This is a genomic window from Streptomyces sp. NPDC111744, from assembly GCF_055634995.1.
Genome location: NZ_JBVKCG010000047.1, coordinates 1 through 20,802, shown reverse-complemented (window position 1 = coordinate 20,802; position 20,802 = coordinate 1). Strand labels below are relative to the sequence as shown.

General features: G+C 68.6%; 19 protein-coding genes and 4 pseudogenes. 14 read left to right on the top strand and 9 right to left on the bottom strand.

Going from position 1 to position 20,802, the window contains the following annotated elements; genetic code table 11:
• The first annotated feature begins 68 nt into the window (after positions 1 to 68).
• Entirely contained in the window at positions 69 to 1,100 is a 1,032-nt protein-coding gene (locus tag ACZ7OO_RS42795) for a nitronate monooxygenase (protein ID WP_471512800.1), read from the top strand.
• 110 nt (positions 1,101 to 1,210) lie between these two features.
• Here ACZ7OO_RS42795 and ACZ7OO_RS42790 read toward each other — a convergent pair whose 3' ends face one another.
• The 3 genes and pseudogenes from ACZ7OO_RS42790 to ACZ7OO_RS42780 form a co-directional block, all read right to left on the bottom strand.
• Positions 1,211 to 1,924, bottom strand: coding sequence for an SDR family NAD(P)-dependent oxidoreductase (locus ACZ7OO_RS42790; protein WP_471512799.1), 714 nt, complete (start codon positions 1,922 to 1,924; stop codon positions 1,211 to 1,213).
• Positions 1,925 to 2,249: 325 nt separating this feature from the next.
• A complete protein-coding gene (locus tag ACZ7OO_RS42785; protein WP_471512798.1) occupies positions 2,250 to 2,900 on the bottom strand; it encodes an alcohol dehydrogenase catalytic domain-containing protein in 651 nt (216 codons plus the stop codon).
• Positions 2,901 to 3,158: 258 nt separating this feature from the next.
• A pseudogene (locus tag ACZ7OO_RS42780) lies at positions 3,159 to 3,543 on the bottom strand (NAD(P)-dependent oxidoreductase); the annotation flags it as partial.
• 109 nt (positions 3,544 to 3,652) lie between these two features.
• Here ACZ7OO_RS42780 and wrbA point away from each other — a divergent pair.
• From wrbA to ACZ7OO_RS42760, 4 genes are all read left to right on the top strand, one after another.
• On the top strand, positions 3,653 to 4,264 hold the full coding sequence (gene wrbA / locus ACZ7OO_RS42775) for an NAD(P)H:quinone oxidoreductase (protein ID WP_471512797.1): 612 nt from the start codon (positions 3,653 to 3,655) through the stop codon (positions 4,262 to 4,264).
• Positions 4,265 to 4,451: 187 nt separating this feature from the next.
• Entirely contained in the window at positions 4,452 to 4,745 is a 294-nt protein-coding gene (locus ACZ7OO_RS42770) for a muconolactone Delta-isomerase family protein (RefSeq protein WP_471512796.1), read from the top strand.
• Between the two features lie 34 nt (positions 4,746 to 4,779).
• The gene (locus ACZ7OO_RS42765) at positions 4,780 to 5,151 is read left to right on the top strand and encodes a YybH family protein (protein WP_471512795.1); all 372 of its coding nucleotides are present in this window, start codon (positions 4,780 to 4,782) and stop codon (positions 5,149 to 5,151) included.
• Positions 5,152 to 5,951: 800 nt separating this feature from the next.
• On the top strand, positions 5,952 to 7,646 hold the full coding sequence (locus ACZ7OO_RS42760; protein ID WP_471512794.1) for an MFS transporter: 1,695 nt from the start codon (positions 5,952 to 5,954) through the stop codon (positions 7,644 to 7,646).
• A gap of 438 nt (positions 7,647 to 8,084) precedes the next feature.
• Here the strand turns inward: ACZ7OO_RS42760 and ACZ7OO_RS42755 are convergent.
• Positions 8,085 to 8,665 (bottom strand): annotated as a pseudogene (locus ACZ7OO_RS42755) (Bax inhibitor-1/YccA family membrane protein); the annotation flags it as partial.
• A gap of 84 nt (positions 8,666 to 8,749) precedes the next feature.
• A complete protein-coding gene (locus ACZ7OO_RS42750; RefSeq protein ID WP_471512793.1) occupies positions 8,750 to 9,817 on the bottom strand; it encodes an alpha/beta fold hydrolase in 1,068 nt (355 codons plus the stop codon).
• 237 nt (positions 9,818 to 10,054) lie between these two features.
• Here ACZ7OO_RS42750 and ACZ7OO_RS42745 point away from each other — a divergent pair.
• Positions 10,055 to 10,320: pseudogene (locus ACZ7OO_RS42745) on the top strand (dehydrogenase); the annotation flags it as partial.
• A 209-nt stretch (positions 10,321 to 10,529) separates the two neighbouring features.
• On the opposite strand, the gene ACZ7OO_RS42740 reads toward ACZ7OO_RS42745, so the two are convergent.
• A complete protein-coding gene (locus tag ACZ7OO_RS42740; protein ID WP_471512792.1) occupies positions 10,530 to 11,147 on the bottom strand; it encodes a TetR/AcrR family transcriptional regulator in 618 nt (205 codons plus the stop codon).
• A gap of 182 nt (positions 11,148 to 11,329) precedes the next feature.
• Here ACZ7OO_RS42740 and ACZ7OO_RS42735 point away from each other — a divergent pair, with 182 nt between their 5' ends.
• The 5 genes and pseudogenes from ACZ7OO_RS42735 to ACZ7OO_RS42715 all read left to right on the top strand — a co-directional run bounded on the left by ACZ7OO_RS42735 (position 11,330) and on the right by ACZ7OO_RS42715 (position 14,475).
• On the top strand, positions 11,330 to 11,566 hold the full coding sequence (locus ACZ7OO_RS42735) for a hypothetical protein (RefSeq protein ID WP_471512791.1): 237 nt from the start codon (positions 11,330 to 11,332) through the stop codon (positions 11,564 to 11,566).
• Positions 11,567 to 11,804: 238 nt separating this feature from the next.
• Positions 11,805 to 12,041: pseudogene (locus ACZ7OO_RS42730) on the top strand (hypothetical protein).
• Positions 12,041 to 12,301 (top strand): hypothetical protein, encoded by a 261-nt coding sequence (locus ACZ7OO_RS42725; protein WP_471512790.1) that lies wholly within the window; start codon positions 12,041 to 12,043, stop codon positions 12,299 to 12,301. The pseudogene ACZ7OO_RS42730 and the gene ACZ7OO_RS42725 overlap by 1 nt, the downstream one beginning before the upstream one ends.
• 13 nt (positions 12,302 to 12,314) lie before the next feature.
• A complete protein-coding gene (locus ACZ7OO_RS42720) occupies positions 12,315 to 13,520 on the top strand; it encodes an IS256 family transposase (protein ID WP_471512808.1) in 1,206 nt (401 codons plus the stop codon).
• Positions 13,521 to 13,923: 403 nt separating this feature from the next.
• Positions 13,924 to 14,475 carry a YbhB/YbcL family Raf kinase inhibitor-like protein gene (locus ACZ7OO_RS42715; protein ID WP_471512789.1) on the top strand — a complete coding sequence of 184 codons (552 nt, stop codon included), beginning with the start codon at positions 13,924 to 13,926 and terminating at the stop codon, positions 14,473 to 14,475.
• Between the two features lie 242 nt (positions 14,476 to 14,717).
• On the opposite strand, the gene ACZ7OO_RS42710 is transcribed toward ACZ7OO_RS42715, so the two are convergent.
• Positions 14,718 to 15,104, bottom strand: coding sequence for an SMI1/KNR4 family protein (locus ACZ7OO_RS42710; protein WP_471512788.1), 387 nt, complete (start codon positions 15,102 to 15,104; stop codon positions 14,718 to 14,720).
• Positions 15,105 to 15,129: 25 nt separating this feature from the next.
• On the opposite strand from ACZ7OO_RS42710, the gene ACZ7OO_RS42705 reads away from it, so the two are divergent.
• Entirely contained in the window at positions 15,130 to 15,405 is a 276-nt protein-coding gene (locus ACZ7OO_RS42705) for a DUF6924 domain-containing protein (RefSeq protein ID WP_471512787.1), read from the top strand.
• On the opposite strand, the gene ACZ7OO_RS42700 is transcribed toward ACZ7OO_RS42705, so the two are convergent.
• Together ACZ7OO_RS42700 and ACZ7OO_RS42695 are read right to left on the bottom strand one after the other, a co-directional pair.
• The gene (locus tag ACZ7OO_RS42700; protein ID WP_471512807.1) at positions 15,399 to 16,340 is read right to left on the bottom strand and encodes an MIP/aquaporin family protein; all 942 of its coding nucleotides are present in this window, start codon (positions 16,338 to 16,340) and stop codon (positions 15,399 to 15,401) included. The two genes, ACZ7OO_RS42705 and ACZ7OO_RS42700, sit on opposite strands and share 7 nt — an antisense overlap.
• Before the next feature lie 6 nt (positions 16,341 to 16,346).
• Positions 16,347 to 17,147: an HARBI1 family protein gene (locus ACZ7OO_RS42695; RefSeq protein ID WP_471512806.1), complete on the bottom strand. Its 801-nt coding sequence runs from the start codon at positions 17,145 to 17,147 to the stop codon at positions 16,347 to 16,349.
• Between the two features lie 482 nt (positions 17,148 to 17,629).
• On the opposite strand from ACZ7OO_RS42695, the gene ACZ7OO_RS42690 reads away from it, so the two are divergent.
• Together ACZ7OO_RS42690 and ACZ7OO_RS42685 are read left to right on the top strand one after the other, a co-directional pair.
• Positions 17,630 to 17,833: an MbtH family protein gene (locus ACZ7OO_RS42690; protein ID WP_471512786.1), complete on the top strand. Its 204-nt coding sequence runs from the start codon at positions 17,630 to 17,632 to the stop codon at positions 17,831 to 17,833.
• A gap of 539 nt (positions 17,834 to 18,372) precedes the next feature.
• On the top strand, positions 18,373 to 20,802 hold a 2,430-nt coding region (locus tag ACZ7OO_RS42685), incomplete at its 3' end, for an AMP-binding protein (protein WP_471512785.1).

The window sequence follows — 20,802 nt, the reverse complement described above, 5'->3', positions numbered from 1 at the left end:
TTCGACTTTGGCGACCGGCCGGCGAGCGGCACACACTGCTGCATGCCGGAGTGGAGAAGGAGCCCAGCATGAGCCGTCTGCTGTCTGACATCGGACTCGAACTGCCGGTGCTGGCCGCGCCGATGGCCGGTGGCGCAGGCACGCCCGAACTGGTCACGGCCGCCGCCCGTTCGGGCAGCCTGGGGTTCCTGGCGGGAGGTTACAAGACCGCGGACGCGCTCGCCGAACAGATACGAGCCCTGCAGGCGGAGGATTTTCCCTTCGGGGTCAACCTGTTCGCGGGCGACCCGGTGCCCATTTCGGTCGAGGACTACGGCCGCTTCGCGCGCACGTTGCAGCCCGAAGCCGACCGCTACGGGCTGAGGCTGAACGATGACGCACCGGTGGAGGACGACGACGGCTGGGCGGAGAAGATCGACCTGGTCGTCGGAGCTGCTGTCCCGTGGGTGTCGTTCACCTTCGGCATCCCCAGCCGGGCGGTCGTCACGGCGTTGCGCCGGTCCGGCACCATCGTCCTGCAGACCGTCACATCGGCCGACGAGGCAGGCCAGGCGGCAGAGGAAGGGGTCGACGCACTGATCCTGCAGGCATCCGCCGCCGGCGGTCACTCGGGCACGCTCACCCCGGACCGCCCGCTGAGCCCGGCCTCGCTGCCCGATCTGGTTGCGAGCGTGCGGCAGACTACCGCACTGCCGCTCATCGCGGCCGGCGGCATCGCCACCTCCGCGGATGCGGCGGCCGCGCTGCACGCGGGGGCTGATGCCACGATGATCGGCACCCTGCTGCTGCGCACGGACGAGAGCGGAGCGTCCGCAACACACAAGCAGGCCCTGGCGGATCCGGCCTTTGACACCACCACCCTGACGCGCGCCTTCACCGGCCGACCCGCTCGTGCCCTGCGCAACCACTTCACGGACCTCTACGATCCCGTGGCGCCGGCGGGGTATCCGGCCGTGCACCACCTCACCGCCGAGCTGCGCAAGGCCGCCGCCGCGGCGGGCGACGCGCGGCTGGTCCACCTGTGGGCGGGTACGGGGTACCGCCAGGCGAAGCAGGAACCTGTTGCCCGGACACTGCAGCGGATCACCGCGCAGCTCTGAAACACTGTGGGTACGCGGGCACCCCGCGGCACCGGAGCCGGTGCCGCGGGGTGCCGCTCGCATGTGACTGGTGCGCCGCGGAATACGGTGTCCCTGTCACATGTGCGATGTCAGTGTCCGGCGCTCTGGCCGCCATCGACGTGGAGGATCACGCCGGTGACGAAGGGCGCGTTCTCGAGGTACAGGACCGCGTCGACGACGTCGCTCACCTCGCCCATCCGGCCGACCGGGTGCATGGCGCCGAGGGTCTCGTAGTACTCCTCGGGGTGCATCGGCGTCTTGATGACGCCTGGCGCGACCGCGTTGCTGCGGATGCCGCGGGCGGCGTACTCGATGGCAAGGCTCTTCGTCGCGGACTGCAGGCCGCCCTTCGTCAGCGAAGCCAGCACGGAAGGCAGATCGGAGCTGGCCTTTTCGGCCAGGCTGGTGGTGATCTGGACTATGTGTCCGCTGCCCTGCTCAAGCATGCGCTCGACCGCGAGCTGGGTGATGCGGAAGAACCCGGACAGGTTCACGCTCGTCACGGCGTCGTAGTCCTCCTGCGTGTACTCGTGGAAGGGCTTGGCCACGAAGATACCGGCGTTGTTGACCAGGGCGTCGATGCGGCCGAAGCGCTTGATCGCGGCGCTCGCCACGCGCTCGGCGGTGGCGGGGTCGGTGATGTCGCCCTGCACGGTGACGAGGTCGGGGTCCTCGGACGGCGCGATGGTGCGGGAGGTGGCGACGACGGCGTAGCCCAGCTTGCGGTAACCGTCGACCAGGCCGGCGCCGATACCCTGGGACGCACCGGTGACGACGGCGACCTTCTTTGAGGGTGCGCTCATGATGATTCTCCAAGTGGGACTTGAGTTCGGCCTTCACGCGGATCGAACAAGACAGCCGGCCGGTCGACGATTTCCCGGTTGTGTCTCCAGCCGGGCGTCCGGCCTCACACGTATGAGCCATGCCGAGAACCAGTCACTCCAAACTAGAGTGATTCGGGCCTGCTGGCCTGCCGAGGGCGCGGGAGGCGCGTCGGCGTGACGTCACCACGCCTCGGACGGGAAAGCCGACGGCCCGCGGTTCGAAACGGACCGGGGGCCGTCGCGGTCCGGGAAAGAGCGGACGGGCACGGGCACACCAAGATTCCGGCCTGCCGATTGGCCGACGTCAGGCCGCTGTGTCGAGCACGACGCGGAAGCGGGCCTCGCCGGACAGCATGCGTGCATAGGCCTCCGGCGCCTGGGCGAAGGGCATGCTGCCGCGCGTACGCCTCCTTCTCCGTGCTTCGCGCCACGGCGGCGACGCGGTAACCGAGGCTGCGCGCGTACTGCAGGCCAGATGCCCCAGGCCGCCAATACCGTGCACGGCGACCAGGGCACCGGCCGGGGTGGGGCCTTGCCGGAGGGCCTTGAAGGTGGTCAGGCCGGCGCACAGTAACGGAGCGGCGTCGATCGCCGAGATCCCTTCGGGGACCCGCACCAGCCACTGTCCCGGGCGTAGGCCACCTCCGCGTATCCGCCGTCGGTTGTGGTTCCCGCCCGCCCCCTGGTCGCCGCAGTTGCCGATATCGCCACGACGGCACGGCTCGCATTCCCCGAAGTGGCCGTTCAGGAAGCCGACGCCGACCCGTTTGCCGGGCTGCCAGGCGGTGACGCCGGTCCCGACGGCGTCGATGACGCCGACGAAATCGTGCCCCGGATGGGAAGGGAAGGGCCGTTGCGCAGGCCCTCCACGGCCAGCACGTCGGTGTGACAGACGCCGCATGTCTCGGCGCGGGCGTACCTGCCCCGGGGCGGGGCCGGTCAACTCGCGCTCCACCAGACGCAGGTTACGAGTGCCGGTGGCCTCGAGGCCCGGTAAGTGGACATGGCTGCTCCTGAATGTCGTACTGCCCTTGGCGGGCAGGAGTTTTGGCCCCGGGTGAGTCGCGGCGCACCGCTGCGGGCGCGCGACCGGCGGAAGAAGATAGAATGAGATGACCGGTCGTCTTGGGGCGCGGTTCAGCTCACTCCCCGGCGATCTCGCCGCCCGCCTGAAGCGGGGGCGGAGGGGCGGCGGAGAGGGGCGAGGACCTGCTCAGCCTGCAGCGGGCATTGCCATGACAGTGTTCTGCAGGTCCTGGCCATTGGCGAAGCGGTGCAACTGGCCGGCGAGAAGTCGCTTCACTTGGGACAGCATGGCGGAGGTGAAGGCCCAGGCGTGCGGGCTGATGAGGACGCCTGGGGCGGTCCACAACGGATGTCCCGCGGGCAGGGCTTCGGGATCGGTCACGTCCAGGGCCGCGTCCAGCCGCCCCCGTTGCATTGCACCTCTGTGAGCAATGCCTCGGTATCCACCACCGGGCCACGTGCCACATTGACCAGCAGGGCCGTCCTTGATCGACGCAAGGAAGTCCGCAGCCGCCAGATGACTGCGTTTGCGGGGTAAGCGGCACCGAGAGGATCACCACATCCGGTCCGGGAGGTTGAACAGCCGCTCACGTTTGACACAAGACGACCGGTCGCCTAAATTAGGCGACCGGTCGTCTACTGCGACCGTCCAAAGCCTTCCCTTTGAACGGAGCCACCCCCGTGACCACTCCCGTCAAGCTCGCGATCATTCACTACTCGTCCACCGGCACGATCACAGAGCTCGCCAAGGAACTGCACGACGCGGCCCTCAAGGCGGGTGCCGAGGTACGCCTGCTGAAGGTCGCCGAGCTCGCCCCGCAGGCGGCGATCGACTCCAACCCGGCCTGGGCCGCCCACCAGGCCGCCATCGCCGACATCCCCGAGGCCACCGTTGCGGACGTCGAGTGGGCCGATGCGGTGCTGTTCGGCACGCCGACTCGGTTCGGCAACGTCTCCGCGCAGCTGAAGCAGTTCATCGACACCCTGGGCGGCCTGTGGGCCGAGGGCAAGCTCGTGGACAAGGTCTACAGCGGTTTCGTGTCCTCCGCCACGGCGCACGCCGGCCAGGAGGGGACGCTGCTTGCCCTGTACACCTCCATCCATCACTTCGGTGGCATCACCGTCACCCCCGGCTTCACCGACCCGCAGAAGTTCGTGGACGGCAACCCCTACGGCACCTCCCACGTCGACGCCCAGGGCAACAACCCGGTGGACGACACCGCGCGTGCCGCCGCGCGTATCCAGGCCGAGCGAGTCGTCCGGATCGCCGGGATCCTAAAGGCCGCCGCCTGACGAAATGGTCCTCTGCCGCCCGGCGCTTGTGCGGGGCGCCCCCGCACCTGCGACAGCCGCCGTCCGACGATGACGAGCCGGCCATGCGGGCGCCTGGGCCGGAAACGGCTGCGGGGCATCGCAAACGGTTTCCGGGGACAACGGCGAAGCCCTCGTCCCCGGCACCGATCCGAGAGGAGAAGAGATCATGAAGGAATTCCTGGTCGAGCTCACCACCACCGTGCCCGAGGGCACCGATCAGGCCGAAGTCGACCGGATCCGGGCCGCGGAGTCGGTGCGGGCCGGGGAATTTGCTGCCCAGGGACACCTGTTCCGGCTGTGGCGTCCGGTCGGAGAGCTGCGGAGCATCGGGGTGTGGTGCGCCGATGACGAGACGGAGCTGCGTGAGAAGGTCCTCGGGAGCCTGCCCCTGTGGCCTTGGATGACCGCGGTGGTCACCCCCCTGCAGTCGCACCCCAACGACCCGGGCCGCGCGAACTGAGCTGCGGCGCGATTTCCGAGTGGAGGAACAGTTGATGGAGAGCACGGGAGAACAGCGAACCGTCCTGCGTGACGTCATGGACCGTTGGAAGGGCGCGGTCGACGCGCACGAACCGCAGCAGGTGGCGGCGTGTTTCACCGAGGACGCGATCTTCCAGGGACTGCGCCCCTACAGCGTCGGGCGTCCCGGGGTCGAGCAGTACTACGACTCCCAGCCGCTCGGGCTGGTGGCGGACTACGATGTGCTGGAGGTCCGGTCACTCGCCGAGGAGGCCCTGCTCGGATACCTGAGCGTCGACTTCTCCTTCTCCGACCGGCCCACCATTCCGGTCACTCTCACAGTGGTACTCCGGCGGCTGGACGGCGAGTGGTACATCACTCACTACCAAGTCTCCCGGCGCGACTGACGCCTCCGCCACGGCGGCATGTGAACGGCTGAACCGGTGTGTTCCCCGTGACACACCGGTTCCGTTCTTCCGAATGTGCGGGCGCAATCTGTTTCGTGGGCCTTTTGTTCCTTATGACGTGAAGTCAAGGTTGGCCGTTTGCAATACACATCCACTCTCTGATGCACTTCCTCGAGCCCGGCAAATACGTGTGTGGTATTGGGGCGGTTCAGTACGGAGAGGCGTTCCCGCGCGTGTGACAACCCGGCAGACGGCAGACGCCCGAACCCCGCTGCGCCACGGCCGATGAAGTTGGCGGCCCGGTGTGGCCGGGAACTTGTGGCTCCAGCCCGATCTCACCAACTCGTCGACGTGCACAGCGGGTTCGGCGCCCGGGTGAGTGGTGCGGCCCCACGGCCCGTGACTCCGCCCGGTCCACCTGCGGCCTGCTGCGACGACGGCGCAGCAGGCCGCCGCGCTGTTCGCGCCGTCTCCTCGCGCGCGGTGCCGCCGTTCGCAGGTCCTGGGCCGCGCGGCACCACTCCCGGTGGCTGCCGGACGATCGCACGGATGCCGCTTTCGGTGAACCGGACGACGTCTGACACATCGACGGCCGGACTAGCATCGGCATCCCCATGTTGCGCCAACAACCGTGGAAAACGGCATTCGTGACTGTTCGTCGACCATGTTTGAAAAAAATGTACAGTTCACATGTCTCCGGGGCCTCGCACCGACATCAGCGTGCGGCCCCGTGGTTGTCACCGGTGGAGCTTGGCGCTCGCCGCCACATATTTCCTGCTGACCACTCAAAGGTGTGCTCCATGACCACCGCGTCAAACCCGTCGTTCTCGCGTTCCGCGCCGTCGGCGTCGCCCGGCTCCCCGTCCTCGCGTCCGTCCGGTGCCGCCGATGCGCGCCGGCGGATGCTGAGCGTGGTCGCCGCGTGTCTCGCCGTCTTCTGCGCATACGTGCCGCTGACGGCGGTGTCGGTGGCACTGCCCTCCATCCAGGTGGACCTCGGTGTCACCACGAGCGAACTGACCTGGGTGGTGGACGCCTTCGTCCTTACCATGGCCGCCTTCATCATGCTGTCCGGGACACTGGGCGAACGGCACGGACACAAGAAGGTGTTGCTCGCAGGGCTCTCGCTCATCTGCGCCGGGGCAGTGCTCGGTCTGTGCTCGGGTTCGTCGGTGGCGCTGCTGTGGACGGCCCAGGCGGTTCTCGGACTCGCCGCCGCCTCGCTGCTCGCCTCGTCGCTCGCCGTGGTCTCGCACGCCGTTCCCGATCCGCGGCGACGTGCGCAAGCCATCGCCGTCTGGGCCTCGTCGCTGGCGCTCGGCCTGGTGGTGGGCCCCTGGCTGAGCACGCTGGTAATCGACACCGCGGACGCCCGATGGGTATGGCTCTATTCCGCGGTCGTGCCCTTCGCACTCGTCGGACTCGTCCTGGCGGGCTTCGGTGTCGAGGAGACAGAACGCCGTTCCGGCCGCGCCCTGGACGCTCCGGGACAAGTCGCGGCCGTCCTGGCGATCGCCCCGCTGGTGTTCGCGGTGATCGAGGGGCCGAACAGCGGTTGGAGTTCGGCCCGTGTCGTGACCGCGTTCGTGTCGAGTGCCCTCGCGCTGGCCGGGTTCGTGCTGCGGGAGAGCCGCACGTCTTCGCCCATGCTGGATCTGCGGCTGTTCAGGAGCCGACAGTTCACGGCCACCGGCGTGGTGGCGATGCTGGTGATGTTCGGCCTGGTCGGCACGTTGTTCCTGCTGAGCCTCTTCTTCGGCGGTCTCCAGCACGAGAAGGTGGGGGCCGTCGCCTTGCGGTTCCTGGTGGTCACCGGGCCCATCGTGTTCACCGGCCCGCTGGCGGCGCGGATCGCCCACCGTACGCATCCGCGGGTGCCTCTGGTCATCGGCCTGGTGCTGGGAGGTGCCGGCATGCTCAGCCTGACCGGTCTGTCCACCGGCAGCGGCCTCGGCGACGTGTGGTGGCGCCTCGCCGGGATCGGCGCGGGCTTCGGTCTGGTGCTGGCCTCCATGACGGCGATCGCCGTGGGCTCGGTCCCCGCCCCGCTCATGGGTGTGGCCGGCGCCGCGATCAACACCCTTCGTCAGACCGGGGGCGCGCTCGGCCCGGCCGTGCTGGGCGCCGTCGTCACCAGCCGGGTCGGCAGCACGCTGCCCCATGAACTCGCCGCGCAGCGGGTGGCCCCGGCGACCGCGGTCCGGGCCCATGCCCTGTTGAGCCAAGGCGGCCTGCGGGCACTGGGCGAACTTCCGCCCGGACCCCAGAGCCGCGCTGTGTTCACCGCGGCGGCCCGCGCCTTCACCGGCGGCATCCATGTGGCCGTGGCGTTGAGCGGAGGAGCGCTCCTGGCCGCCGCCCTCCTCGCGGTTGTCGTCCTTCGGTCCGGCCGCCCCGCCGCCTCCACGAGTCTGGCAGGGAGCATCCCTGCGCAGGGCACCGGTGACCACGCCCTCGCCTCGGGCCGGGACCCTGAACGACCTCTGTCCTCGTGAGGCCCGCGGCCGACCCGTGGCAGGCACGGCGTCCGCAGTGCCACCGTTCAACGTCTGCAGACCGAGCCCACGTGCATGCCCGGGTTCAGGCCCCTGAACTCCGCTCGCTGACCTTTCCCCACCGCGTACGGATGGTGGTGATGTGCTGGTTCGTCGAGGCCGCCGGGATCCAGGGCGCGCACAGCTATGAGGTGTGTCCCGCGCTGAGCAAGATCGTAGCGAGTCCCGTATGCCAGTGGGCAGCCGTCGGCACCGCCGCCGAACCCGGCCGCGAGATTGCCGTTCCCGGCCGGTACGCTGGTGCCTGACGATCCCTCACACGATCCAGCGATCCGCCCCCCACCCACCGGCCGCCGTCGGTCCTCGGCCGCACCGGTGGTCCTGGACCACCTCTGACTGCCGAGCGACCTGGACCGACCGCCTGCTCGGTGGTGCCGGTCAGGTGTCGTTCCGCAAGAGGGTGAGCACGCGCAGCGCCTCCAGATAGATCCAGACCAGGGTCGCGGTGAGGCCGAAGGCTGCCAGCCAGGACTCCTCGCGCGGGGCGCCGCGTCCTCGACCTGCTTGAAGCCGAGGGCCAGGAAACACGCGCCGAGAAGATGCTGGCGGCTCCGAAGGCGATCCCGAGTCCGCCGCTGTCCAGTTCCAGGCCGTCACTCGCGCCGAACACGGCGGGAAACTGATTTACCGTCAGCAGCAGGAGGAAGCCGGTGGCGGTGGCGAGCACGAAGCCGGAGAACCTCCCCGTGACACGTATCCAGCGCACCCGGTACGCGATTAGCACAGCGACGAAGACGCCGACGACCGCCTGGACGATCTCGCCTGGAGCGATGTACGCGGATGTGGCGTCGGAGATCACACCGAGGAAAAGCCTTCGAACGCCGCATACCCCAGGATTAGGGGTCGGGACGTGCGCGCATGAACGCGTGGATGACCGATGAGGCGAAGGCGATGACGTCCGCGACGACGGCGAGCCCATAGCCTTGCCGCGTACGTCGGGCCGAAACCCCGGTGAGAGAAGATGGGGCTACTGCTCTTCATCATTCCTCTCCGTCCGCCGGAGGGCGGGGACGCCTCTGTGGCACAACCCCGGGTGCTCGATCTCAGAAGTGGTCGACGTCGACGACGGCCTGGGCGAAGGCCGTGGGTGCCTCCTGCGGCAGGTTGTGGCCGATCCCGGCGAGTGTGCGGTGGCCGTACTTGCCGGTGAACTGGTTGCGATACGCCGCTCCGTTGCCGGGTGCGGTGAACGGGTCGCGCTCGGGGTCGAGCGTGATCGTCGGCACCTCGATGACGGGGCGGGTGGCGAGTGCCTTCTCGTAGCGGTCGTAGCGGCGTTCGCCGTCCGCGAGGCCCAGTCGCCAGCGGTAGTTGTGGATCACGATGGCCGCGTAGTCGGGGTTCTCGAACGCGGCGGCCGTGCGCTCGAAGGTGGCGTCGTCGAAGTTCCAGGTCGGAGAGACGGTGCCCCAGACGAGCCGGCACAGGTCGTGCCGGTCGGTCTTGTCCTCCATGGCGAGGCGGCCGCGCTCGGTGGCGAAGTAGTACTGGTACCACCAGGTGTACTCGGCCTTGGGCGCCAGCGGCTTCTTCTGTGCCTCGACATTGGTGATGAGGTATCCGCTGACGGACACCAGACCCTTCACGCGCTCTGGCCAGAGGGCCGCGATGATGTCGGCGGTGCGCGAGCCCCAGTCGAAGCCGGCCAGCAGGGCCTTGTCGATCTTGAGGGCGTCCATCAGGGCGATGATGTCCAGAGCGACAGCCGACTGCTGTGCGTTGCGGACCGTCCGGGAGGACAGGAACGTCGTCGTGCCGTGGCCACGGAGGAACGGGACGATGACGCGGTAGCCCTGGGCAGCGAGGAGCGGGGCGACGTCGACGTAGCTGTGGATGTCGTAGGGCCAGCCGTGCAGGCAGATGACCACGGGTCCGTGCCGGGGACCGTCCTCGGCGTAACCGACGTCCAGCACACCGGCCCTGACCTGCTTCAGCCGGGCGAAAGACGTGTGCGTACCCGGGGTCACCGCCGGTACGGTCGGTGTCGGGACTGCGCCTGCTCCGACGTGGGCGGTTGCTGCCTTCGCGTTCGCCTGGAGACCTGCCAGCGAGACCGCGGCCGCGCCGGTGCCGAGGCCCGCCGCCTTGTTGAAGGCACGCCTGTTGATCATGAGGAACCTCCGTCGTACGGATTGAGTGCGGGGTGACTGTTCCACAGTATCCGTCACTGGCCAAACCGGTGACTGCTAGCCGTTCCGTCTGCTCGTCGGACGGCGCCCGAGGGCCCGTACACCGAGAGCGCGAGAGTGAGGTAATTTCGGCTGCAAGCACACATGTCGGCAGCCGAGACTCTGGTGTGGCTCACACGTGTCGAACACCTGACTTCTCGATCGTGCAGGAGGACGACAATGGACCGTTCCGCCCGAACGTTGGCTCTGCCCGCCAGGCCGGGGAGAGATCCGCGACGTGAGCCTGCCGGAACCGGGCGAGGGCGACGTGCTGGTGCGGGCGCTGTGGTCCGGGGTGAGCCGCGGCACCGAGATGCTGGTCTTACGCGGCGGCGTGCCCCGCCGCCAGCACGAAGTCATGCGCGCCCTCCAGGCTGGCGACTTCCCCGGTCCCGTGAAGTACGGCTATCTCAGCGTCGGAGTCGTGGAGGAAGGGCCCTGCCTGCGTCTTGGGCACTCGTCCGACGGCGAACAGAATCTCGTCCGAGACTATCTCGCCGCCGTCGGACACCTTCGTGCGCACCTCGCCGACCCCGTCGCACCGAGGTCCCGATGCGCACGTCGACACCGAGTTCACGCAAGTCCTCGGCGACGAGTTCACCGGCGAAGGGCTTCATTCTGGGGAGCAGCCCCGCTTCACTGCGCGGTGGCCGTGTCAGGCGCGAGCCGGGGCCTGATGATCCCGCACGCCCAGCAGGGCGCGGCAGCTCGGCCAGAGTGTGCCGAGCTCAGTGGGGTCGTCGTGCAGCTTGGCGAAGAGCACCTGGCCCTCGACCTGCGCGACCATGGACCGGGCAACGGCGCGGGCGTCGGCCACGGTCACGTCGCCACGCCGCTGGGCCTCGGCGACGACCGCGCCGACCAGCTCCACCTGAGCTTCGAAGATCGCCTGCAGACGCCGGCGCACGGCGTCGGCCTGATTGCTCATCTCCAGGGAGAGGTTCCCGAACATGCACCCCACCACCGATCCGCAGCTCTCCTGTCCGGCCCGCTGTTGCTTCTCCATGGACTCGAACAATTGCTGTAGCCGCTGCAGGGGCTCGGTGTCGCCGTTCAGCACAGACTCCCACTCGTGCCGCTCGGCGGTCCAGTGCTGGTCGATCACGGCGAGTGCCAAGGTCTCCTTGGACTCGAAGAAGTAGTAGAAACTGCCCTTGGGCACGCCGGCCGTCTTGCAAATCTCGGCGACGCCCAGCGCCGAGTAACCGCGCTGCTCGATCAGCGACTGAGCAACGGTAAGAATCTTGTTCTTGGCATCACTGGTCCGTCCCATGCCTAGAGTATACGACCGATCGACTATCTTGCCCGGGTCCAACCTGCGCCACCGGCGTCGCCCCCTGTCGGGCCCTCGTCCCTGGGAATACACGAGCCTGGTCGGTGGGAGGCCTGACCTGCTGCTCGCCGCAGTCGCCGTCCAGGCCGTGGGCATCGTCCTGCCTTCGCTGGTCGGGGGAAGTGGCGGCCGCGCTGATCTCCGCGGTGCTGTTCGGCTCCACCTTCATCGGCGTGAGCACCCTGGCCCGCGGGGACGCATCTGCGGTTCCCGCGCGCCGTCGCCTGCCGACCGCCGGTTACTCGGTCGGTCAGATCCTTGGCCCGTTGGCCCGTTGGCCCGTTGGCCCGTTGGCCCGTTGGCCCGTCGGCATCGTCCTGGCCGCGGCGGCGGCCACTTTCGTGCTCCGCATCAAGTGAATTACGTGATCGTCCACAACTGCTGCCTGCGTCGTGAATCCCGCAGCCCATCCCAGAGCCGGGACCTCTGGGCCCGAGACGGGCGTTTTCTCTGATGGCCGCGGAACGGGCCGGAAGCTGGTCTCACCTGGGGCCTGGTTCTCACGTCCTCGGAGGAGTTGGTTCGTTCGGAGTGGTCCCTATGCCCCGGGGCGGCCGATATCGTGAGAGCACACGCCTGTACCTTCTGGAGGCTCCGATGAACGACCAGCCGGCCCCCGCCGACGGAGTCGTCCGGCAGCAGCTGGAGTTCGCAACCGCCGACGCGGTCCGCGCCTACGCAGCTTGAACCCGCGAGCAGGCCGACCAGTTCGCCGCCGTCCTGGAGGGCATCGCGAAAAACGGTCTCCTGTCGCCCGAAGACTGCACGCCCTGGGAAGACCTGCGGGAGGCACACCTCGCGCGCCTTGCCGCGCAGCGGCCGGCCGTCGCCTGATGGCCCAAGGACACGGGCCCCGCCGCGCCCGGATCGCCTTCTCCGACTCTGCCGCCAAGCAGCTGGAGAACATCACCAGCGAGGCGGACATCCACGCCCTGGACCGCGCCCTGGTCGTCGTCTCCGTCGACCCGAAATGGGAGTGTCTAATCAACGGCGGATCTGATGATCAAGGAGACGCCAGAGATGACCGAGACCGTTGTCGGGCAGGAGTCCGTGGAGAAGCCGGCGGTCACGCCGGTGCCGGCTGCGTCGGATGAGCAGTTGGTCGCGATGCTCGTGGACCGGGCCCGCTCCGAGGGGCTGCAGCTGACCGGCGAGGGTGGCCTGTTGCAGATGCTGACCAAGCGGGTGCTGGAGTCCGCCCTGGAGGGTGAGATCACCGATCACCTCGGATACGAGAAGCACGACGCCGAGGGCCGTAACAGTGGCAACAGCAGGAACGGAACGCGGGCGAAGACCGTATTGACCGACGTCGGCCCGGTCGAGGTGAAGGTCCCCCGGGACGTGGCCGGCACGTTCGAGCCGCAGATCGTCAAGAAGCGGCAGCGGCGCCTGACCGGCGTGGTCGAGATGGTGTTGTCGCTGTCCGCGAAGGGGCTCACGCACGGGGAGATCTCCGCGCACCTGGCCGAGGTCTACGGCGCGGAGATCTCCAAGCAGACCATCTCGACGATCACCGACAAGGTGATGGAGGGTATGGCGGAATGGTCCAACCGCCCGCTGGACCGCGTCTATCCGGTCCTGTTCGTGGACGCCATCAACGTCAAGATCCGCGACGGCCAGGTCGCGAACCGCCCGATCTACGTCGTCATGGCCGTGACCACCGAAGGCACCCGGGACATCCTGGGGATCTGGGCCGGCGACGGCGGCGAGGGCGCGAAGTACTGGCTGCACGTGTTCACCGAGCTGAAGAACCGCGGCATCGACGACGTGCTCATGCTGGTCTGCGACGGACTGAAGGGCCTGCCCGATGCGGTGGAGGCCGTCTGGCCTCGAACGATTGTTCAAACCTGTGTCGTTCACCTGCTGCGCAACAGCTTCCGTTACGCGGCCCGCCAGGACTGGGACAAGATCGCCAAGGCGCTGAGGCCTGTCTACACCGCGCCGAGCGAGGACGCGGCGATGGAGCGGTTCCTGGAGTTCCAGGAGGCGTGGGGTGGGAAGTATCCGGCGATCGTGAAGCTGTGGTCCGACGCCTGGGCCGAGTTCGTCCCCTTCCTCTCCTTCGACGTCGAGATCCGCAAAGTCATCTGCTCGACGAACGCGATCGAGAGCGTGAACGCCCGCATACGCAAGGCCGTCCGGGCCCGCGGCCACTTCCCCAACGGAGCCGCCGCCCTCAAGTGCGTCTACATGGCGCTCATGTCGCTGGACCCGACGGGGAAGGGCCGCAAGCGGTGGACCATGCGTTGGAAGGCGCCCTTGAACGCCTTCCAGATCGCCTTCGAGGGCCGCCTGACCCCGAGCAACAACTGACCACTCAACAACCAAGATCAGCCGTTAAATTGACACACCCCCTTCGTGGCACGCCACCGAGGCGTACCTGCTGCTCAATGGGGAACAGCTCGACTATCCGCCCATGGCGGCCGTCGCACTGGCGCGGGACGCCGTCTCGGATGCGCTCGGCGTGGCCCGTATCGCCCGGCAGCTCCGGGTATGGGCCGTGGACTAGTACTGGTCGGGGGAGACCGGGGTCGAAACAGGGCCCGGCCGAAGTGACGGGGAGAAGGGGGAGGCGGCACGTCCGAGTGCGCCCGGCCAGAGCCGTGCGTAGGCTGTACGTGCGTTACGGTCTGCCGACCAGGTCGAAGGGCTCTCGCTCTGGGACACGGCGGTCACAGGACGGGTCCGACGGCGGACGGGCGTATGGAGGACGGGCATGCCGCACCCTGTTGACCCTTACGACGCGCTTCCCCCGGTGCCCGCGTTCACGCTGCGCAGCGACGACATCGCCGACGGGAAGACCCTGGACGTAGCGCAGTGCAGCGCCATCTTCGGCGGGCCCGGCGAGGACCGCTCTCCGCACCTGGAGTGGAGCAGGTATCCGAAGGGGACGAGGAGCTTCGCGGTCACATGCTTCGACCCGGATGCGCTGACGGTCAGTGGTTTCTGGCACTGGGCGGTCCATGACATCCCCGCGCCGGTGAACGAACTTGCCGCCGGCGCGGGAGACTCCGACGGAGCACGCCTGCCCGCCGGAGCGAGGACGCTGACCAACGACGCCGGTCGGTGCGGCTTCCTCGGCGCCGCACCACCGCCGGGGGAGGTGCCCCACCGGTACATGTTCGTCGTTCACGCGCTCGACGTCCCCACCCTCGACGACGTGACGACGACGGCGAGCCCCGCCTGGCTCGGATTCCGACTCGTGGCCCATGGCCTGGCGCGGGCGAGGCTCACGCCGGTGTACGGGATTCCTGCGGGATCGGACTGATTACGGCGTATTCACCGGGGCCGCCGGATCCGGCCCCTGGATACCTTCTCCGTGCTCGCTTGAGGCCACAAGAACCTTGGTGGCGGCGTGGCGGCCCCGGTCCACGACGTGTGGGCTCCGACTCCCAGCCGGGCCACGGCAATGGGCGTCTGCGGACCTTGGCCCGAGAGCACGACGGAGCCGGACGACGCGGTCCGGGTGTCCGCTCGAGGCTGAGATGTCAGCCGGCGTCCCCGTTCTCTTCACTCTGCGGCGTCCTGCCACAGACGGGACATTAGCGCGGCGAAGTTGTCGTACGGTTCGGGATCGTCCCCGTAGCCGGGCCACCACTCGTACCCCGTCCACTCGCCGTTCTCCGCGTCGTCGCCGGGTTGCAGCAGCCAGAGGCCACCCGCGCCACCGTCGTCGTCGGAGATCAGCAGGCACCGCTCCAGCACCCTCACGTACTCGGCGAAGTACTCCATGCCAGGCCCCGAGCAGGCATCGAGGAGGGGACGTGCCCCGTCGGCGAGCCACCCGATCCGTTCGACCCCGAGCAGGTCGAAGGAGTGGGCCATGTTGCTCCAGCCGTTGCTGACGAGCAGGAAGTTGCGGAAAGTCGGAGGCAGCCGTACGCCGAGACGCTTCACTGTCTTCGTCGCGGACCGGACCACGATGCAGGGGCAGCACCACGCCTTCCTCGCGGTCACCACCGTCACCCGCGAGACCTTCGAGGACGACGAGGACTTCGAGGCGACGATGGAGTTCGGCCGTGAGTTCCGCACGGAGCCGAGGGGCGTGCATGAGATCCACATGAACCTGGAGCTCGCCAACATGGGCTTCGAGGACTTCTCGGGCAGCGCCCACGACGACCCGGAGAAGGTGTTCCGTCCGTCGTGGGGCCCCGCTGAGGCCACTGCTCCGGTGATCTCCGCAGCCGGGCCCTACTGAGGCGGTGAACCGGCGATCACCGCATTCCGCGCGCTCGTGACCGGACGGGTGCAGCCGACCTCCGGAGGCATGGCCGTCTGGGTCCGCAGGTGCAGGACGTCACCGATGAGGAGGTCGTACACCAGTACCCCGATCACGCCGCCGACGAGGGGTGCGACGAGGGGAACCCAGAAGTAGCCGCTGAAGGAGCCGGGCACCGTGCCCGGTAGCGCGAGTTGCCTGCAGCCCATGATCCAGGCGAACAGGCGCGGGCCGAGATCACGCGGGGGATTTATGGCGTAGCCCGCGTTCGCGCCGTACGACAGGCCGATGGCGGCGACCGCGAATCCGATCACCAGCGGTCCGAGGAAGACCCGTACCGCCGGATTGCGCATATCGATGACCGCCATCACGAACATGATCATGAAGGCGGCCCCGACTGTCTGGTCCACGACCGGCCCCCAGACGCCGCCGTGGAAGTACAGCGCGGGGTACGTGCTGAAGATGGAGAAGGTGGCCAGGGTGTGCCCATGCGTCTTCGGCCCCTTCATCGCGTGGTCCAGCGCGTTGATCGCGTCGTGGTAGACCGCGTACACCAGCGCCGCCCCGGCGAACGCACCGGCCAGTTGCGCGGCGACGTACGGCACGACCTTGAGCCAGGGGAACCGCCGTCGTACCGCGAAGGCGAGGGTGACCGCGGGATTGAGGTGCGCGCCGCTGACACCGCCGGCGACGTAGATGCCGAAGGTCACGGCCAGGCCCCAGCCGAGCACGGGCATGACCCAGTCACCGACGCCCACGAAACTCGTCGTGGCTCCCGCGGTGCGGCCCGACCCCGGCAGGGCCGCGACCGCCATGGCGGCCACCCCGCAGCCGAAGGTGATGAGGACGAACATTCCGAGGAATTCCGCGAGACATTGAACCCTTCTCGGTAACGTCTCGTGACGGTTTGTGATCTTCGGTCAGGTGGTGCGGCCGTGTTCCATCTGGAGCAGGACGAGGGCGGCTCGGGCGATCCGGGTGATGCTGCCGGGGTCGAGGCTGACCCGGCGCAGAGTCTTGAACGTGACTTTGAGCAGGGCATTCGCGCGCTCGGCGACGCCGTGGATGCCACGGATCACCTTGTTGAACGTCTGCTGTTCGAGGTCGAGGTCGCCGCCCTGCGGCTTCTTGACCGGGTGGCGGAAGCCGTCGCCGGCATTCTCGTAGCCGAGATCGGTCAGGGTCGGGATGTCCAGGGTGGCGGCGAGCCGGTTCAGCGCGCCGATCAGGCCGTGGGTGCGCGCGCAGGTGGTGTCGTGCTCGCGGCCGGGGCGGACCGGGGACACCCAGAGCGGCCAGCCGTCCGGGGCGGAGATGACCTGCACGTTCCCGCCATGATGCTTGTGTTTCCCGGACCACCAGAGATCCGCCCCGTTGGGGCCGGGGGCGGCGACGCGATCGGTGCGGATGACGGTGCCGTCCAGGTTGAGGTGGGTGTATCCGGCGGTCGCCGCCCGCTCCAGTGCGGTGGACAGGTCCGGGGCGTGGTCGGCGAGCACGGTCAGCCCCTCGTGGAGATAGCGGTAGGCGGTCGGCACCGAGATCTGGCTGTCCCGGGCGAGTTGGGCCAGCCGGGTTCCGTCAACGAACCACCGCAGGACGAGGATCCCCTGCTTGAAGACGCCCAGGGCGCGGGTGTTCTTGCGGGTGCTGAGCCGATCGCGGTGCTCGCGCAGGAGCCGGGCCAGGGTCTCGGCGGTCTCCCTGCCGACATCGAGCACGGCGGTGCAGGTGATACTGGTCAACGCGTGAAGCCTCTGGCCGTACGGAACTTGATCTTCGCAGACCTGTTCCTACCAGGGGCTTCACCCATATCTGACGGCGGGTCACTCGACGCGGTCCGGCTCACCCCGCACGCGGTCACGCACCGCAACCGTCACGTTGCCGAGAACACCTCAGTGGCCCAGTCGGCAGCTCAACTCCTTTTCAAAAAAGTCCACTTGCTCGTCCAGCAGTCAACTCCGCGCCTCGTCGCTGGAGTAATTCGATCGGCGTGAGGAGATCCTCGCGCGACGCAATGTGCTCGTGCGACGACACGACCACGGACCTGTCGCACCCACACATGGCCTCCCACATGGTCAGCTGCCCGGCCAGGCTTCCGTCCTTCTGCGCGCTTGCGTTAAACTTGACGTGTAAAAGAACTGTGGCGCAGCATCTCCAAGACCCGTGGGCCCCAGTCTGCATACGCGAAGAGGAACAAGAAGTGAATGCTCTTGATGCTCCGGACGGCCAGTTCCTGGTACTCGTCAACGAGGAGCGCCAGCACTCGCTGTGGCCCGCGTCCATCGAGGTTCCCCGGGGCTGGATGGTCGTCCATCCCGCCGACACCAGGCAATCCTGTCTTGACTACATCGAGGCGCACTGGGACGACCTGCGTCCCAACAGCCTCATTGGCAGCATGGGGTGACTGGCTCCGTCTGGTGACCTGACGCCGACTGGGCGTGAGCGCCCGTGGCTCTCCCGGCGTCCGCGGTCAACGACCGCGTTCCGCCGGCTGGTCTGCCTCCCGTCTGCGGGGGCAGTGTCGGTCACTTCCATGACTGGCCCCCATCGCTCGGGGCCCGTGGCGCTTCCACGGTCCGGGCAGAACTCAGCAGCGTCCCGGTGATCGGCCGACTCCGCATCCCTCGACCGCGGCGCTGTTCTCCCTTGTCCACCGATAGCCGCGATACACGCTTACGCTGCGGGCCGCCGTACTTCCGGCATCCAAGCCGGGGTGGCCGACGAACCATTCTCGCGATCCCGCTGGAGCCGGCGCCGCCCTGCACGGGCCGAACTCCGCAGGTGCTCACGCCTGTCGAAGTCGCGCCCGGTGGCCGCATGTCCATCACCCCGAACCCGACCGGCCCAACCGCGCACGGGACCTGAGGACCTGTGCACGGGGTCCCGCTGGGCACTCTCGCCCCTATTGGCGACCGTACCGGCACACCCACATGAGGACTGAAGATGTCGCAACCACCCATATCGTCGTCCTGGTCGCTGCCCGGCTCCCAGATGGGTGTCCGGTCCCCGCACGAGCGGGACGCGTCCGGACCGGTGTACAACGTGGGCGAGTGCGCAGAGATCCGCGGGCGAGTGGACGCGGCGGTGATGGAGTCGGCCGTGCGGCGCGCGATCGGCGAGACCGACGCGCTGCGCATCAGGCTCGGCTCCGGGCACGACGGACCGTGGCAGGAGCTCGTCGAGGGAGTTGGCCCCGCTCTCCACGTCGTGGATGTCAGCGGTGAGGCGGACCCGGTCGGAGCCGGCTTCGCCTGGATGCGGGAGGACTGCGCGACGCCGGTGCAGCTGCCGGGCGGCGAGCTGTGGCGCATTGCGCTGGTCAAGGCGGGCGAGGACCACTTCTTCCTCCACACGCGCTACCACCACACGGTGCTGGACGGCTTCGGCACGGCATTGGTCATGCGTCGTGTGGCTGAGCTGTACACCGCGCTGGTCGAGGGCGGGCCGTGCCCCGTCAGCCCGTTCGGCCCCCTGGCGAAGTTGCTGGAGGATGGCGAGGCCTACCGCGCCGGCGCCGACTTCGAGGCCGACCAGCGCTTCTGGCGTGACCGCCTGGCCCGCTCGGCCGAGACCGTCGCACTCCCCGCCCGCACCGAGGAGAACCCCGTCCCCGGCGAGCGCCTCCGTGTGACCGCATACCTGCCGCAGGCCGACGTGGACAGGCTGCAGGACGCCGCACAACGGGCCGGCGTGTGCTGGTCTGCCCTGCTGGTCGGCGCAGCCGGCGCTTTCCTGCACAAGACCACCGGAGCCGACGACCTCACGCTCGGCCTCGTCGTCGACGCCCGGCCCGCCCACCTGCGTCACATCCCCGGCATGCTCTCCAACACCGTGCCGCTGCACCTCGCGGCTGCTCCGGCCATGACTCTGCCCGAGTTGGCGCGCGTCGCCTCACGAGAGGTCGGCGAGGTGCTGCCGCACCAGCGCTACCAAGGCGAAGGCATGCGCCGGAACGTGCGCATGGCCGACGCTACCGGGAAGCTCTCCGGGCTCGAGCTCAACCTTTGCTCGTCCGACTATGACTTCCGGTTCGCCGGGCACCCGACAACGGTGCACAACCTGTCCGTCGGCCCGGTCGGCGATCTCATGATCACGATCTACAGACAGCCCGACGGCGCGCGGATCTACTTCGACGCGGATTCCCTCCGGTACACCCAGGCCGGGCTGGAGGCCCAGCGGCAGCGCTTCACACGTGTCTTGGAGGCCTTCGCCTCGGACGATACACAGACGTCGCTCGGGCAGATCGATCTGCTGGACGAAAGCGAGCGGGCACGGCTGCTCTGCGAGTGGGCGGCCGGCCGGGCAATTCCCGCGAGCCCTCAGGCGACGTTGCCGGGGTTGTTCGCCGCGCAGGTGGTGCGTACGCCGGATGCGGTTGCGGTGGTGGGTGAGGGTGTCCGGTTGTCGTACGGGGAGGTGGACGAGCGGTCCAGTCGGCTGGCGCGGCTGCTCATCGGTCGTGGGGTGGGTCCGGAGACGTTGGTCGGGGTTCTGATGGAGCGTTCCCCGGAGCTGATCGTGGTGCTGCTGGCGATCGTCAAGGCCGGTGGTGCGTATGTGCCGTTGGACCCGGAGTATCCGGTGGCGCGGATCGTGGACACCTTGCGTGATGCCGCGCCGGTCTCGGTGGTGACCACCGCGCAGCTCGCCGCGCAGATCGCCGAGCAGGTCGGTGCGGGACTGAGCGGTGTGGACAGGGATGGGACGTGGGTCGTGCTGGACGATCCGCGGGTCCAGGCGGAGCTGGGTGGTCTGGACGGGGTTGCGGTGACGGACGCGGACCGCCGGGGTGCGCTGCTGCCCGACCATCCGGTGTACGTGATCTACACCTCCGGTTCCACCGGCCGCCCCAAGGGCGTGGTGGTCCCCCACCGCGCCCTGGCCAACCTGTTGGCCTGGCTCCAGTCCGAGTTCAGGCTGTCGTCCGGCGACCGGGTGCTGCAGAAGATCCCGTTCGGGTTCGACGCCTCGGTTCCAGAGCTGTTCTGGCCGCTGCTGGAAGGCGCGGCGGTCGTGCTCGCCCGGCCCGGCGGACACCGTGACCCGCAGTACCTGACCGGCGTGATCGCGCGGGAGCAGGTGACGGTCGCGCAGTTCGTGCCGTCGATGCTCGACGTGTTCGTCCAGTCTCCCGGGGCGGCCGAGTGCACCAGCCTGCGGGCCGTGATCTGTGGTGGCGAGGTGCTCACTCCGGCCTTGCGTGACCGGTTCGGTGCCGTGCTGGGGGACGTGCCACTGCACAACCAGTACGGGCCGACCGAGGCGACGATCGCTGCCGCCGGGTGGGTGTGTGATGCGGTCGGGGACGGGGCGGTGGTCCCGATCGGCCGCCCGGCGGACAACACCCGCGTGTTCGTGCTGGACGACATGCTG

Coding starts and splice junctions, on each gene's coding strand:
- ACZ7OO_RS42795 (WP_471512800.1), top strand. CDS start 69: ATGAGCCGTCTGCTGTCTGACATCGGACTCGAACTGCCGGTGCTGGCC.
- ACZ7OO_RS42790 (WP_471512799.1), bottom strand. CDS start 1,924: ATGAGCGCACCCTCAAAGAAGGTCGCCGTCGTCACCGGTGCGTCCCAG.
- ACZ7OO_RS42770 (WP_471512796.1), top strand. CDS start 4,452: ATGAAGGAATTCCTGGTCGAGCTCACCACCACCGTGCCCGAGGGCACC.
- ACZ7OO_RS42765 (WP_471512795.1), top strand. CDS start 4,780: ATGGAGAGCACGGGAGAACAGCGAACCGTCCTGCGTGACGTCATGGAC.
- ACZ7OO_RS42760 (WP_471512794.1), top strand. CDS start 5,952: ATGACCACCGCGTCAAACCCGTCGTTCTCGCGTTCCGCGCCGTCGGCG.
- ACZ7OO_RS42750 (WP_471512793.1), bottom strand. CDS start 9,817: ATGATCAACAGGCGTGCCTTCAACAAGGCGGCGGGCCTCGGCACCGGC.
- ACZ7OO_RS42740 (WP_471512792.1), bottom strand. CDS start 11,147: ATGGGACGGACCAGTGATGCCAAGAACAAGATTCTTACCGTTGCTCAG.
- ACZ7OO_RS42725 (WP_471512790.1), top strand. CDS start 12,041: ATGGCCCAAGGACACGGGCCCCGCCGCGCCCGGATCGCCTTCTCCGAC.
- ACZ7OO_RS42720 (WP_471512808.1), top strand. CDS start 12,315: ATGCTCGTGGACCGGGCCCGCTCCGAGGGGCTGCAGCTGACCGGCGAG.
- ACZ7OO_RS42715 (WP_471512789.1), top strand. CDS start 13,924: ATGCCGCACCCTGTTGACCCTTACGACGCGCTTCCCCCGGTGCCCGCG.
- ACZ7OO_RS42705 (WP_471512787.1), top strand. CDS start 15,130: ATGCAGGGGCAGCACCACGCCTTCCTCGCGGTCACCACCGTCACCCGC.